Consider the following 14,309-nt stretch of genomic DNA (forward strand, 5'->3'; position numbering starts at 1 on the left):
CGGCGACACAGAAGGTCAGTCGCCAGGCAGCATGCTGCGGTAGCGATCCACCACGAGAGCCACGAGTTCGCCAGCGGGCTCATCGTCGTCGAGCAGGGGTCGGGCGACGTGCGCGCCCTCGGCGAGGCGGGTTGCGAGATCGTGAAAGTACCCGGGCGCGAGCAGATAGTTGGCGACCACGACGCGCTCGGCGCCCGCCTCGCGTGCGGCTTCGAGCGCTGTGCCGAGGCGTGGTTCGGTTGCGGCTAAGAAGCCGACCGTCACCGCTCGGTCGAGCCTTTCGCTCAGCATCCGCCCGATGGTTCTGCAGTCTTCGTTCGCCCGCTCATCGCTCGAGCCCGCGACGGCAAGCACGATTGCGTCTGCGTGCGCGGGGTTCAGCGGGGCGAGGCGCGCGATGAGAGCGTCGACGAGACGCGGATCTGGACCGAGCGCTGGAGAGATGGTGACGTTGTGGCGATGCGCGGACTGTTCCTTCAGGTCGATGCGCACGTGGTAGCCAGCAGAAAGCAACAGGGGAACGATGACGACAGGCTGAGCTTCGTCAATATCAGCGAGGGATGCAGCGACATCGGGCTGCTGCACATCGACGTGGCCCAGGCGCACCATGACGTCAGGTAGCTGTGCGGCGACCGCCGCGGCGAGAGCCTCAACCGCAGCTTGGCCAGCGGCCGACGAGGTGCCGTGCGAGATCGCAATCAGTGCAGGGGCCGTCACTCCTCCATTGTGCCGTGCATGCCACGGGTGGGTTGCCGGGAAAGTCCCCGGCCGTTCAGGCGGCCGGGGACACCGGGGTGGGGAAGGGCGCTGCGTGTCTCATACCTCGGGGGTGCCGGGGGCGAACCCACGGTGCATGTTCGGGCCGTGATCGCGGTGGATGTTGTGATCTCGTGGCTCGGGGGTGTCGTGCGAGCCGTGTCCGTGTCGCCCGTGTCCGCAGCGGCGCCCGTGGCGTCGGCCGAATCTACGCCCTCTGGAGCCTCGCGGTGAATTCTCGTCCCACCCGAGTTCTCGGGCGATGGATTCCAGCGATGCCAGGGTGGTGGCGAAGTCTTCGGGCGAGACTGAGCCCGCGACGCGGGCGCGGATGCCGCGAACGAGTTCGTCGAGTCGAGCCTTCGTGGCAAGCCCTTCGTCGGTGAGCGACCAAGTGCCGTCACCGCTCTCGTCGGCCCATCCGCGTTTGCGGAGCCGTTGCAGATGCTTGCTTTTTCGAGCGAGTCGCTCTGCGAGTCCAGGCATGTCAACGTCGCCGGACAGCGCGGTGAGCAGCATCCACTCACGGCGTGAAACGCCTTCTGCGTCAAGGGTGCTCGCAAACTCATCAGCGATGAGACGGTCGACGACGCGCAGCCAGAAGCCGAGCGGTCGAGGGGCCGGAACTGCCCCTTTGGTGGTGTCGTTTTCGGTATTCATGGGAAGTCCTTTCAGGGCGGCCGTGCCGCCAAATATTTACATGTCAAAAAGCATGTATATGTACAGTGACATACGAATGGAAAGTATGTCAAGTTGCATGTAAATTAGACGGATGCCGAACAGTCCCGCCGAATCCGCTCAGCACGCCGACGAAATCGCCGCCGCGCTGGCCCGCGTGCGTGGTCGTCGGATGCCACGGCCGCCGTGGGCCAAAGAGGGCCTCGCCCGGCACTCAGAACACGATCGCAATGGCCGTGATCACCCGTCTTCGCACGGACGCGGGCGCGGCGGCCCCCCGTGGGCAGACGGAGCCGGGCGTTTCGGCGGGCCAGCGCGGATGCGCCTGCTGGAGGCACTCGTTGCAGCATCCCACCCCCTCACCATTGGTGAGATCGCCGAAGCGGTGAACGTTGATCAGCCCCGTGCATCCCGATTGGTGCAACAGGGAGTCGAGCATGAACTGGTGCGTCGCGAGATAGACCCTGATGATGCTCGACGCAGCCGCGTCGCCCTCACGGAACGCGGGCACCGAATAGTTCAGGACTTCACGGGTAACCGGCGAGAGGCGATCGACTCGGCACTTTCGACCTTCACAGACACCGAGCGCGCTGACCTCGCCCGACTGCTGACGAAGCTGGCCGACGGCTGGCCGCAGTCGTAGCCATACACGCAGCGCACGTCACAGCACAAGTTATCGACGACACCTCCCGCTGGTGAGCGCCAGTCGATAGCGTGTCAGCGTGACAGATACCGAGACTGATTCAGCCCCACCGAGAAACAGCACCAGTTCAAGCGGCATTTTGCGCTGGGTGTTCTGGCCCGCAGCGGCCGTCATACTCGCCTTCAGCGCCTTCGCCTTGATCGCGCCCTCGGCTGCCGAAGCGATGTTCGGTGCGATTCAGTCGTCCATCGTCAATGCTTTCAACTGGTACTACGTCGTGCTCGCGGCATTCTTCGTGGTGTTCGCCCTGACCATGGGGTTCTCTCGCTTCGGCGATATCAAACTCGGCAAGGACGACGACAAGCCGGAGTTCTCGGTGGGGGCGTGATTCTCGCTGCTCTTCGCCGCCGGTATGGGCATCGGGCTGGTCTTTTACGGGGTCAGCGAGCCACTCAGCCACTACGTGGACCCGCGCCCCGGCGTCACTGGTCCCTCTGACGTGCTCGCGCAGTCTGCGCTCACCCAGACGTATTTGCACTGGGGAGTGCAGGCCTGGTCGATCTACGTTGTCGTCGGCCTTGCGCTCGCCTACGCGATTCACCGCCGTGGTCGGCCGATTTCGATCCGCTGGACGCTTGAGCCGATTCTCGGCGAGAAGCGAGTGCTCGGGGGTTGGGGCCACACCATCGATGTGATCGCGCTCGTCGGCACGCTTTTCGGTGTCGCTACTTCGCTTGGGCTTGGCGTAATGCAGATCAGCGCGGGCCTTGAGTCGGCCGGGCTTGCTGAACCATCGACGGGCCTGCAGGTTGTGATCATCGGTGTGATCACCTTCTTCGTGCTGATGTCGGTGCTTTCAGGTGTCACCAAGGGCATGAAGTGGCTATCGTCGACCAACCTGATCTTGGCCGGACTGTTACTTCTTTACATCTTGATCTTCGGTCAGACTGAGTTCCTGTTGCGCGAGTGGGTGCAGTCGATCGGTGGATACATTCAAAACTTCGTCGGTCTGTCGTTCAACACGAGTGCCTTCCAGGGCGAAGAGGGCGAGGCGTGGCAGGCCGCGTGGACCTCGTTCTACTGGGGTTGGTGGATCTCGTGGGCGCCCTTCGTCGGAATCTTCATCGCACGCATCTCAAAGGGTCGTTCGGTGCGCGAGTTTGTCCTCGGCGTGATCATCGTGCCTACGCTGCTGGGAATTCTGTGGTTCGCAGTTCTCGGCGGTTCGGCGCTCTACCTTGAGATGAACGACCCAGGCTCGATGACGCTGCCCGACGGGTCGGTCGATCTCGAGGGCTCGATCTTCCAGCTGTTGACGTTCTTCCCGGGCACCTCGGTGCTCACAATCGGTGTGATCCTGCTGATCTCGATCTTCTTCGTCACTTCGTCAGACTCTGGAGCGCTGGTGATGGGAATGATCGCAACGGGCGGCAATCAAGAACCCGCCAAATGGGTGCGTACCTTCTTCACGCTCGTCACTGCGATCCTCGCGGTATCGCTGCTCATCGCCGGCGGTCTGACAGCCATTCAGACGGCGGCCATCACGATCGCGCTGCCGTTCAGTGTGGTGATGCTGCTGATCTGTTGGGCGACCGTGGTTGCCTTCCGCCGTGAACGCCATGCATACGACCTCGCGAAACGCGCGGCCTTTGTCGAGCGCATTGGCGACTTCTATGGACTCGAAGTCGAGCAGGCAGACCGTCAGGGCATTCGCTTTCCGAAGTGGCTTGGCAGGCGCCAGCGAGCGCCGCATGACGCTGAGGTTGATGCGGCTGCGAAGGTAGTCGCTGCCGCCGATCTCAATGAAGCGGTTCCAGGGTCAGCGCCCGAGCCCACGGCCTCTGCCAAGGATCAGCCCGGCGACCTCTGAGCGGTCAGGCGCTGAGCTTGTTCTGTGTTGCCTTGACCGGCAGCAACAAGAGCAAGCCAGCCACGAGCACCAGCACGATGCCCAAGATGCCGAAGTAGGCCTCTCCCGAGATCGCAACGAATAGCGCGAACATGGTCGGTGCGAGGAATGAGACGGCGCGGCCGGTGGTCGCGTAAAGGCCGAAGACTTCTCCCTCGCGTCCCGGCGGGATCACTCGCGCAAGGAATGTTCGGGATGCTGATTGTGCGGGCCCGACAAAGAGGGTGAGAGCCAAACCGGCGGTCCAGAACACGATGGCTCCACCGTCGTGCAGGAAGAACACGAGCAGCCCCGACACGATCAGACCGATGAGTGCGGCGATGATCACCGGCTTCGCGCCCAGACGATCGTCGAGAACACCCACGGCGATGGTCGAGATGCCCGCCACGACGTTGGCGGCGATGGCGAAGATGATCACTTCGCCCGGTGAGAACCCGAAGACCGATGCTGCGAGTACGCCGCCGAAGGTGAATACGCCAGCGAGCCCGTCGCGGAACACGGCGCTTGCGAGCAAGAACCACACCGTCGGGCGGCTTTCGCGCCAGAGGCGGGCGATGTCTCTACCCAGGCGCGCGTACGACCCGAAGAAGCTCACCTTGTCGCGCTTGACGCCGACGCCCTTGTACTCGGGAACAAAGAGGAGAACCGGAATAGCGAAGATGCCGAACCAGAGCGCCGAGGTCAGCACCGTTGCACGAACGTCCATGCCGTTCTCGCTGGTGATGCCGAACAGGCCTACCTCAGGCGCGATGAAGCCGAAGTAGACGATGAGAAGCAGAACGATTCCACCGATGTAGCCCAGTCCCCAACCAAAGCCGCTGACTCGCCCAATCGACCGCGGCGTCGAAATCTGCAGAAGCATCGAGTTGTAGTTCACGCCCGCGAATTCGAAGAAGATGTTGCCGGCAGCCAACAGCCCGAGCCCGAGCCAAAGGAACGAGGGGTCGGGCTGAACGAAGAACATTGCCGCCGTCAGCGCCACCACGATGTAGGTGTTGACAGCAAGCCAGAGTTTGCGGCGCCCTGAAGTATCGGAGCGTTGACCGGTGACCGGTGCAAGCACGGCGATCAGCAGACCAGCACCCGCGAGCGCCCAGCCGATCTGAGCCTCGACTGTTCCGGTGGGTCCGAAGCTCGAGCTTGCCAGATAGACGGTGAAGACGAACGACGTGATCACGGCGTTGAACGCTGCCGAACCCCAATCCCACAGACCCCAGGCGAGCACTATCTTCTTGCTGGTGCGGGTCGGCCCCTCGTTCACGACGGCTGCGGCCATCGCATCGGTGGGGGTCATCCCCTTGAAATCGGGCAGTGAAGAATCGGGGCGTTCGGGCGCACTCATGTGCACACGCTATTGCTCCGTGGTGAACAAGCGGTAGCGTGCGGCCCACTTTCATGACCATTTCTGAAAAGTTGATATGAGGTGTATCAACTTCATTTGACACCATTGAGCACCCCGGGTAGCCTTGAGCCATCACGACTCAACTATTCAAAGAGTCGCCCAATACTTCCCATATACGCACGGCCGCAGCATCCGCTCGGCCAAAATGAAGGAGAAACACACATGGCACGTGCTGTAGGAATCGACCTCGGAACGACTAACTCGGTCGTCAGCGTCCTCGAGGGTGGCGAGCCCAAGGTCATCGCCAACGCAGAGGGCTTCCGCACCACCCCTTCGGTGGTCGCCTACACGAAAGATGGCGAGGTGCTCGTCGGTGAGACCGCAAAGCGCCAGGCTGTTACCAACGTTGACCGCACCGTCGCCAGCGTCAAGCGCCACATCGGCACCGACTGGACCTTCGAGGTTGACGGCAAGAAGTGGACGCCGCAGGAGATCTCGGCTCGCATTCTGATGAAGCTGAAGCGCGACGCCGAGGAATACCTCGGTGACACCGTGACCGACGCTGTCATCACCGTTCCCGCCTACTTCAACGATGCTGAGCGTCAGGCAACAAAAGAAGCCGGTGAAGTTGCTGGACTCAACGTTCTTCGTATCATCAACGAGCCCACGGCCGCCGCTCTGGCGTACGGCCTTGACAAGGGCAAGGAAGATGAACTGATTCTCGTCTTCGACCTCGGTGGCGGAACGTTCGATGTCTCGCTGCTCGAAGTGGGCAAGGATGACGACTTCTCGACCATTCAGGTTCGCTCGACCTCCGGTGACAACCGCCTCGGTGGTGACGACTGGGACCAGCGCGTAGTCGAGTACCTGATCAAGCAGTTCAAGGAGACCACCGGCGTTGACGTCTCGGGCGACAAGATCGCTCTGCAGCGTCTCAAGGAGGCCGCTGAGCAGGCAAAGAAGGAACTGTCGAGCTCGAACTCGACCAGCATTAACCTGCCCTACCTGTCGCTGACTGACTCCGGCCCCGTATCGCTGAGCGAGACGCTTTCGCGTGCGAAGTTCGAAGATCTCACCAAGGATCTTCTCGACCGCACCAAGAAGCCTTTCGAAGACGTCATTCGCGAAGCCGGCGTCAAGGTTGCCGACATCGATCACGTTGTGCTCGTCGGTGGCTCCACGCGTATGCCTGCCGTTGCTGAGCTCGTCAAGAAGGAAGCTGGCAAGGAAGCGAACAAGGGCGTGAACCCTGATGAGGTCGTCGCCGTCGGCGCCGCCCTTCAGGCTGGCGTTCTCAAGGGTGAGCGCAAGGATGTGCTGCTCATCGATGTCACTCCCCTGAGCCTCGGTATCGAGACCAAGGGTGGCATCATGACCAAGCTCATCGAGCGCAACACGGCCATCCCGACCAAGCGCAGCGAGACTTTCACCACCGCTGATGACAACCAGCCGTCAGTGGCGATCCAGGTGTTCCAGGGTGAGCGTGACTTCACTCGCGACAACAAGCCGCTCGGAACCTTCGAGCTCACGGGTATTGCTCCGGCTCCGCGAGGCATTCCGCAGGTTGAGGTCACCTTCGATATCGACGCCAACGGCATCGTGCACGTGTCTGCGAAAGACAAGGGCACGGGCAAGGAGCAGTCGATGACGATCACCGGCGGTTCGTCGTTGCCGAAGGAAGACATCGAGCGCATGGTCAAGGAAGCGGAAGAGAACGCTGCCGAAGACAAGAAGCGCCGCGAGTCGGCTGAGGTTCGCAACCAGGCTGAGACGCTCTCGTACTCGATCGAGAAGCTCATCAAGGAGAACGAAGACAAGCTGCCCGAAGAGGTCAAGACCGAGGTTCAGGCCGACGTTGACGCACTCAAGGCTGCGCTCGCCGGTGAAGACGACGAAGCGGTGAAGACTGCATTCGAGAAGCTCAACGAGAGCCAGGGCAAGCTCGGCGAAGCAATCTACGCTTCGAGCCAGGCTGATGCCGCTGCTGCACCCGACGCTGAGGCCCCGACCGATGAGGCCGGTTCGGCATCTGATGAAGATGTCGTAGACGCCGAGGTTGTCGAGGACGAAGACGACAAGGAAAACAACAAGTAGTTATGGCTGACAAGGACTTCGAAGAGCCAGGCGCTGAAGAGCACGGCGAAGACGAGGTCCTCGGCGATGAGGGGTCGGAGACGCAGGTCTCCGACCCCGACCCGCAGGAGGAGCTCACCGTCGATGACATCCTGGGAGCTGAGCAGAACACTGATGCTGCCGCAGAAGACGCGGTGCTCGCTGACCTTGAGTCGGCGCTGCTGAACGACCTAAAGCGTCTTCAGGCCGAGTACGCGAACTACCGCCGTCGCACGGAAGACCAGCGCGAAGTCGAGATGGAGCGCGCGAAGGGTTCCATCGCCAAGGGACTTCTCCCGGTGCTTGATGACCTCGACCGCGCTGAGAAGCACGGAGACCTCGAAGAGGGAACCGCGTTCTTCCCGATCGCTGAAAAGCTGCGCGCAGTGGCCGAGCGGATGGGACTGACGACCTATGGCGTAGCCGGTGAAGCGTTTGACCCGCAGCAGCACGAAGCCATTTTCCAGGCGCCCACCCCCGGTGCGACCGAAGCGACCATCCTTGAGGTGGTCGAAATCGGCTACCGCCTGGGATCAGTGGAACTGCGTCCGGCGAAAGTCGTTGTCGCTGTTCCCGCCGAATAGACCGGTCAAGGAGGAACCATGGCCAGTCAGGACTGGTTCGACAAGGACTTCTACAAGACGCTCGGGGTCTCAAAAGAGGTCACCGACGCGGATCTGAAGAAGACCTATCGCAAGCTCGCGCGCAAGTACCACCCTGATTCCAACCAGGGGGATGCTTCCGCCGAAGCGAAGTTCAAAGAGGTCAGCGAGGCTTACTCGGTGCTCTCTGATGCTGAGCAACGTGCGGAGTATGACCAGATTCGCGCGATGGGTTCCGGCGCACGCTTCACTTCTGGTGGTGGCGGCGCCACGGGCGGCTTTGAAGACGTGTTCAGCATGTTTTCACAAGGTCGTGGCGCCCGGCCTAGCACCAGCGGCCCCGAGTACGAAGACATCTTCTCGATGTTCAATCAGCAAGGTGGCGGCTTCGGCAACGGGCGTTTCGGTCAATCGACCGGTGGCTTCCGGGGCTACGGCGGACCCACGCGTGGTGCAGATGTCACGGCTCGCACCACGGTCGACTTCATCACGGCCACCAAGGGTGAGACCATCACGCTTCAGGGCGAAGACGGCAAACCCTTCAAAGTCAAGATTCCCGCTGGCATCGCTGACGGTCAGAAAGTGCGCTTGCGCGGTCGTGGGCGCACATCGCCCGATGGCGGCGAGAACGGAGATGTAGTTGTGGCGGTATCTGTGCGGCCGCACCCGGTGTTCACCCGTGATGGGCTGAACCTTCGGGTGACCGTTCCGGTGACATTCACCGAAGCGGCATTGGGAGCGACGATCGAAGTGCCCACTCTCGGCGGCGACCCCGTCAAGCTGCGGGTTGCTCCCGGCACACCTTCGGGTCGTGTCCTTCGTGTCAAAGGCCGCGGAGTGCAGAGCCCGAAGGGTCTGGGCGATCTGCTTGCAGAAGTTCAGGTCGCGGTGCCGTCGCACCTCGATGACGCTGCTCGTGAAGCGCTCGAGAAGTTTCAGGCGCTCGAGCCCCACGAGAACCCACGCGCGGATCTCATGTCGAAAGCACGCGGCTAATAGGCTCATTTCACCATGATCGCGAGGAGGATGGCAGATGGCTGAGCAAGATCGGCTTGACGAAGACGCCCCCCTCCTCGCGATCGCTGTTGCCGCCGATCTGGCGGGAATGCACCCCCAGACGTTGCGCCAGTACGACCGCATCGGACTCGTCGTTCCCGCGCGCACCCAAGGCGGTTCGCGCCGGTATTCGCTGCGCCACGTCGAACAGTTGCGCGAGGTCGCGCGCCTTTCAGCCGAGGGGCTGAGTCTGCCCGGCATTGCGCGCATTCTCGATCTAGAGGACGAAGTGCGAGGCCTCCGCCGACGCGTCGCAGAACTTGAGAAGCAGGTGCGCACCGAGATCGGCAACCGCCCGGGCGCACGCGTTTTCGCAGCAGGGGCGACCGGCGCTGTTGTGACGCTGCGGCATGGTTCGCGCGTGCGGCGGGCGACCGAAGTGGTGCTGTGGAGCCCGCCTCGACCTGACGCGAACGACCAACGCTAGGTGTGCCGGCGTGGTGCGGCCGTCTCAGCGGTGACGGGCGCGTGCGCTGCGTGCAGATGGTTCAGCGACGCTAAAGTCGTCGCGTGACTAAAGAGCACCCTGCAACGAGGCGCGAACTGCGACTGCGTGTTCCTGCCGCGCCCCATAACGACAGGGAACGCTCACTTGAGACTCTGGCGCTCGGGGTCGGCGCAATCGCGTTTGTCGTTGTTGGGCTGCTTGCTCTGATCGTTTTTCAGCTCCAGGAGGCGCCCATTGCTGGTCCGGGATCGGTGGGCCAGTTCGCCGCAGTAGCCTCTGCGGTCGCAGCGTTCCTTGCTTTCATCGCCGGGCGGTATGTGGTGCATGACCGCGCTGCTGGTCACTCGATGTCCGCGCTTGACGTGCTCGACATCGTCGCTCTGGCTTTCGCGCACGCGGTAATCGCCCTGCTTTCGATGACTCTTCTCGCAGTCATTCTTGAAGAGGGATTCATCGACGCGAAAGTGTTCGCGCTGTTCGTTGTGATCATCTCTGGCGCTGCTGCGTCGGGAACGGCGTACTTTACGTTCTTTTCGTCCACGCACATGGATCTGCAACTTCTGGCGATCATGCTCGCGGTCTTTTTGGTCGAGGGAGTGCTGGCGGCCATGCTCACGGCGTCAGATCCACACTGGTGGATGGATAACCTGAGCGCGCTCGGAATGACCGACGATCTCTCGTCGCTCACGTTCAATCTCACACTGATCGTCGCCGGTTTTATCCTGACAACCCTCGCGCGCTATGCGACACGTTCCATACCCACCCCCAACGTGCGCGGGCTTCGCAATGTGCGCATGACGCTCGTCATCGTAGGCATCTTCCTGGCCCTGGTGGGGGTGTTTACCGTCGATGAGTTCTTCGGGATTCATACCGCCGTTGCCTCGGGCATGGTTTTCGCCTTCGCGACGCTGGTCTTTCGCCTTCACCGCTGGATCCCGGGTTTACCTCAGGCGTTCATCATGCTTGGCTACGTGTTTGTCGGTGTGATCCTGCTGCTTGCGATCTATTTCGCCATTGGCTATTACACACTGACCGCAGTGGAACTCGTCGCGGGGATTCTTGTCTTCACTTGGGTTGTACTGTTCATTCGCAACGCGGCTGCGCTTCAACAGGATGCGCAGCGAGGCTGACTCATGGCAAAACTGACAGAAGAACGATGGCGCCATCTCACCCGCGTGCCACTCATCGTGGCATCCGTCGTGTTCATCGTCGTCTATTCGTGGCAGGTGATTGCCGACTTTCAGGGAACCGCCTTCATGACTGCTCGACTCATCATGGGCTTCACCTGGGTGGTCTTCGCTGTCGACTACGTCGTGCGACTGGGACTTGCGCGTCAAAAACGGCACTGGTTCGTGGGGCACCTGTTTGATTTCACTGTCGTGATATTGCCGGCGCTGCGTCCGTTGCGCTTGCTTCAAGCGTTGACGCTCGTGGGCGGAGTCAGGTACAGCCAAGGCACCGCCATTCGCAGTCGGCTCGCTGTGTATGGCGCTGGCGCAGTCGTCATTCTCATCTGGATCGGCTCACTCTCGGTGCTTGATGCCGAGCGCAACGCACCTGGCGCAAACATCGTGAACTTCGGTGACTCGATTTGGTGGGCTGCGGTGACGATGAGCACTGTGGGTTACGGCGACTACTACCCGGTGACGCTGACGGGGCGACTGGTGGCGGCGTTGCTAATGAGCGCGGCCGTGGCGCTCGTCGGCGTGGTGACCGCGACGCTCGCGTCGTGGGTTATTGAGTTTGCTTCGCGGGGTCACGATGATGACGAGGCATCCACTCGAGGCCAAGTTCGTGAGCTTGCGCGGCAGGTCAGCGACATCGCGGCCCGACTGGGTGAAGTTCCCGCGACTGAGACCACGCGCACGGCTGAGCCAGAAGTGCCGCCTCGCCCGCCGCTACCGCCGACCGCTGAGTCGAATTAGCGACGCGAGCGTTGCTCACCACGCCATCGAGCCCGGCGCGCCCTTGAAAGGGCCCGCGATGTCAGGCGTAACCCAGCCACCGTAGAAGCTGCCGGGTTGCGCGAGAACCGGCACACCATCGATCGTGCAATTCTCCATCTGCGCCGGGACCCCAGGACAGCGGGCCGCGCGTTCAGATACGCTTGCGCCGTGAGACGTCAGCCCCCGCAACCTACTCCCGCACCAACGCCGGCTCCACCGGCGCTTTCGCCTACGCTGTCTGTGTTGATCGGCCTGGCGGCTACCGTCATAGCGCTCGCGGGGATGTTCCTGGCACGCGACCTCGTCGGTCCGCTGGTGCTCGGTGCAGTGCTGGTGATCATCTGCCACCCGATTCGGTTCCCGCTCGAGCGCAAGGGCTGGCCGCGTTGGGCCGCCACCACAGCAGTAATCGTTGTGGCGTATCTGATTCTCGCGGTGCTCGTAGCACTGCTGTTCTTCGCGGGAACCCAGTTTGCTCAGTTGGTTGTCGACTACTCGGGAGAGCTGCAGAAAACCATTCAGGGCATCGTCACGTCACTCCAAGATCTGGGCCTCGACTCCACCACCGCCTCTGCCGCGGCAAGCGTGCTGTCACCGTCAACGATCCTGTCTTTTGCATCCTCGCTGGGCAGCACCGTGCTTGCGGTACTCACCGCATTCTTCTTCGTAGTCGCCTACATCATCTTCATGGCCGCAGATGGGGCTCGCTACGCGCGCGCCGACACCGCCTTCGGCCCGTCGATTCGACCCACGGTCGATCGGGTGCGCGCCTATAACGGTGGCGTGCGAAAGTACTACGTCGTCAATGCCAGCTTCGGCGCGATCGTGGCGATCATCGACGGCCTCGCGCTGTGGGCGTTGGATATTCCTGCCCCCGCCGTATGGGCAATCCTCGCCTTCGTGACGAACTTCGTGCCGAACATCGGATTTGTGCTCGGTCTCGTGCCGCCCGCGTTGCTTGCGCTGGTTGTTGGCGGTTGGCCGCTCTTTTTCGCGGTGGTGGCAATCTATTGCGTCGTCAATGTGACCTTGCAGGTTTTGGTGCAGCCCAAGTTCGTGAGCGACGCCGTGAACCTATCACTCACGCTGAGCTTCTTCTCAGTGATTTTCTGGACCTTCATCATCGGTCCGCTGGGCGCGATCCTGTCCATCCCGCTGACGCTTCTCGTGCGTGCTCTGGTGCTCGATTCAGACCCGTCGCAGCGATGGCTACGGTGGCTTTCAGGTGATATTGACGCCACCAGCCTCAAATAGCCGCTGCGCATCAACGGATCACGATAACGTGTGCACTCACGGCGGTCGCCCGACCGCGTGACCTTATAACGCGATATGGATGTTGATGGACGCTGTACTCGGTAGCAACCTGATGTGGATTGGCGCAGTGCTGTTGCACGTGGCGATCAGTGTCACGGCCCTGATCGTGCTTCCCAAGCATCGCAAACCGACAGCCGCGATGGCGTGGTTGCTTGCGATCATCCTGGTGCCATATCTCGGCATCTTGCTGTATCTGTTGATCGGAAGCATCAAGCTCCCGAAGTCTCGCCGTGACAAGCAGGCGCAGATCGACGCCATCATCGCGGAGCGTGTCGCTGCGGCTGGAGTTGAAGTCGACGACACCACGTGGCCCGCGCACTTTCGCACCATCGTCGCGCAGAATCAGCGACTCACGAAACTTCCACCGCAAGAGAACAACAGCGCCGCGCTCTTCGGAGACTACGAGCAGTCCATCGTTGAGATGGCCAAAGCGATGGATGCTGCCGAGCGCTACATCCACGTGGAGTTCTTCATCGTCTCGAACGACAAGACCACCGCACCGTTCTTCGCCGCTATGGAAGCCGCGGTGGCCCGCGGCGTCACGGTTCGCCTATTGGCAGATCACGTGTCTTCACGTCGTGCCGTCAATTCCAAAGAGACCTTTGCCGAGCTTGACCGCATCGGAGTGCAGTGGGAGTGGCTCTTGCCGGTAATGCCGTTCAAGGGCAAGTATCAGCGGCCTGACCTGCGCAATCACCGCAAGCTAGTGGTGATCGACGGCAAGGTCGCGTTCATGGGTTCGCAGAACCTCATCGACCGCACCTATAACACCCCGAAGAACATCGCGCGCGGACTCAAATGGCAAGAACTGGTGTCGCGTTTCGAGGGCCCAGTCGTCGCATCCATTGATGCGACATTCCTGACCGACTGGTTTATCGAGACGGGCGACCTGCTCGATGACGAGCAGGTCGCGGCTATCGATGTGCCCCGCCCCGTCGACGGCGAACTGGTGTGTCAATTGGTGCCCAGTGGCCCGGGCTACACCACTGAGAACAACCTGCGACTGTTCCTCTCGCTCATCCACTCCGCCAGCGAACGGGTCATCATCACGAGCCCGTACTTCGTGCCCGACGAAGCGATGGTGTACGCCATCACTACGGCGTGCGAGCGGGGCATCGAAGTGCAGCTTTTCGTCTCAGAGGTAGGAGACCAAGGCCTCGTGTACCACGCGCAGCGGTCGTACTACGAGACGTTGCTTGACGCGGGGGTGCGCATCTTCTTGTACCCCGGCCCATTCATCCTTCACTCGAAGCACTTCTCGATTGACGACGACGTGGCGGTGATCGGCTCCAGCAACATGGACATCCGATCCTTCAGCTTGAACATGGAGATTTCGATGATGGTGCGCGGACAGTCCTTTGTTGAGGGCATGCGTGCAGTCGAGCAGGGCTACCGCGATATCAGTCGGGAATTGACCCTCGAGCAGTGGCGCGCGGAGCCCAGCAAAGCGACCTTCCTTGATGGGGTTGCTCGCCTCACGTCGGCGTTGAACTGAGTCGCTAG

Annotated in this window: 13 protein-coding genes and 1 pseudogene; 10 read left to right on the forward strand and 4 right to left on the reverse strand. The window is 61.7% G+C overall.

All coding sequences use genetic code 11. From position 1 onward, the window contains the following. Positions 1-15: 15 nt before the first annotated feature. Together AB0O81_RS09050 and AB0O81_RS09055 are read right to left on the reverse strand one after the other, a co-directional pair. Positions 16-717: a CbiX/SirB N-terminal domain-containing protein gene (locus AB0O81_RS09050; RefSeq protein ID WP_363583429.1), complete on the reverse strand. Its 702-nt coding sequence runs from the start codon at positions 715-717 to the stop codon at positions 16-18. A 99-nt stretch (positions 718-816) separates the two neighbouring features. Further along, positions 817-1,416, reverse strand: coding sequence for a hypothetical protein (locus AB0O81_RS09055; protein WP_363583431.1), 600 nt, complete (start codon positions 1,414-1,416; stop codon positions 817-819). 112 nt (positions 1,417-1,528) lie between these two features. On the opposite strand from AB0O81_RS09055, the gene AB0O81_RS09060 reads away from it, so the two are divergent. Both AB0O81_RS09060 and AB0O81_RS09065 read left to right on the forward strand, forming a co-directional pair. Next, positions 1,529-2,077, forward strand: coding sequence for a MarR family winged helix-turn-helix transcriptional regulator (locus AB0O81_RS09060; RefSeq protein WP_363583433.1), 549 nt, complete (start codon positions 1,529-1,531; stop codon positions 2,075-2,077). Positions 2,078-2,225: 148 nt separating this feature from the next. Beyond that, positions 2,226-3,947 (forward strand): annotated as a pseudogene (locus AB0O81_RS09065) (BCCT family transporter). A gap of 4 nt (positions 3,948-3,951) precedes the next feature. On the opposite strand, the gene AB0O81_RS09070 reads toward AB0O81_RS09065, so the two are convergent. Further along, complete coding sequence (locus AB0O81_RS09070) at positions 3,952-5,328, reverse strand: MFS transporter (protein WP_363583435.1); 1,377 nt, start codon at positions 5,326-5,328, stop codon at positions 3,952-3,954. Between the two features lie 222 nt (positions 5,329-5,550). Here AB0O81_RS09070 and dnaK point away from each other — a divergent pair, with 222 nt between their 5' ends. The 6 genes from dnaK to AB0O81_RS09100 all read left to right on the forward strand — a co-directional run bounded on the left by dnaK (position 5,551) and on the right by AB0O81_RS09100 (position 11,471). Beyond that, on the forward strand, positions 5,551-7,422 hold the full coding sequence (gene dnaK / locus AB0O81_RS09075) for a molecular chaperone DnaK (protein ID WP_363583437.1): 1,872 nt from the start codon (positions 5,551-5,553) through the stop codon (positions 7,420-7,422). A 2-nt stretch (positions 7,423-7,424) separates the two neighbouring features. Continuing rightward, positions 7,425-8,024 (forward strand): nucleotide exchange factor GrpE, encoded by a 600-nt coding sequence (locus tag AB0O81_RS09080; RefSeq protein WP_363583439.1) that lies wholly within the window; start codon positions 7,425-7,427, stop codon positions 8,022-8,024. Between the two features lie 18 nt (positions 8,025-8,042). Then, positions 8,043-9,038, forward strand: a complete 996-nt coding sequence (locus tag AB0O81_RS09085; RefSeq protein ID WP_363583441.1) for a DnaJ C-terminal domain-containing protein — start codon at positions 8,043-8,045, stop codon at positions 9,036-9,038. Positions 9,039-9,075: 37 nt separating this feature from the next. Next, positions 9,076-9,525 carry a MerR family transcriptional regulator gene (locus AB0O81_RS09090; protein ID WP_363583443.1) on the forward strand — a complete coding sequence of 150 codons (450 nt, stop codon included), beginning with the start codon at positions 9,076-9,078 and terminating at the stop codon, positions 9,523-9,525. An 83-nt stretch (positions 9,526-9,608) separates the two neighbouring features. Continuing rightward, entirely contained in the window at positions 9,609-10,676 is a 1,068-nt protein-coding gene (locus AB0O81_RS09095; protein WP_363583445.1) for a hypothetical protein, read from the forward strand. Positions 10,677-10,679: 3 nt separating this feature from the next. Next, positions 10,680-11,471 carry an ion channel gene (locus tag AB0O81_RS09100; RefSeq protein WP_363583447.1) on the forward strand — a complete coding sequence of 264 codons (792 nt, stop codon included), beginning with the start codon at positions 10,680-10,682 and terminating at the stop codon, positions 11,469-11,471. A gap of 15 nt (positions 11,472-11,486) precedes the next feature. Here AB0O81_RS09100 and AB0O81_RS09105 read toward each other — a convergent pair whose 3' ends face one another. Continuing rightward, positions 11,487-11,609 (reverse strand): hypothetical protein, encoded by a 123-nt coding sequence (locus tag AB0O81_RS09105; RefSeq protein WP_363583449.1) that lies wholly within the window; start codon positions 11,607-11,609, stop codon positions 11,487-11,489. A 51-nt stretch (positions 11,610-11,660) separates the two neighbouring features. On the opposite strand from AB0O81_RS09105, the gene AB0O81_RS09110 reads away from it, so the two are divergent. Both AB0O81_RS09110 and cls read left to right on the forward strand, forming a co-directional pair. Beyond that, positions 11,661-12,746, forward strand: a complete 1,086-nt coding sequence (locus tag AB0O81_RS09110; protein ID WP_363583451.1) for an AI-2E family transporter — start codon at positions 11,661-11,663, stop codon at positions 12,744-12,746. A gap of 85 nt (positions 12,747-12,831) precedes the next feature. Continuing rightward, on the forward strand, positions 12,832-14,301 hold the full coding sequence (gene cls / locus AB0O81_RS09115; protein ID WP_363583453.1) for a cardiolipin synthase: 1,470 nt from the start codon (positions 12,832-12,834) through the stop codon (positions 14,299-14,301). Positions 14,302-14,309: the final 8 nt, after the last annotated feature.

It is taken from the genome of Microbacterium sp. NPDC076911 (assembly GCF_040687125.1).
Lineage (GTDB): Bacteria > Actinomycetota > Actinomycetes > Actinomycetales > Microbacteriaceae > Microbacterium.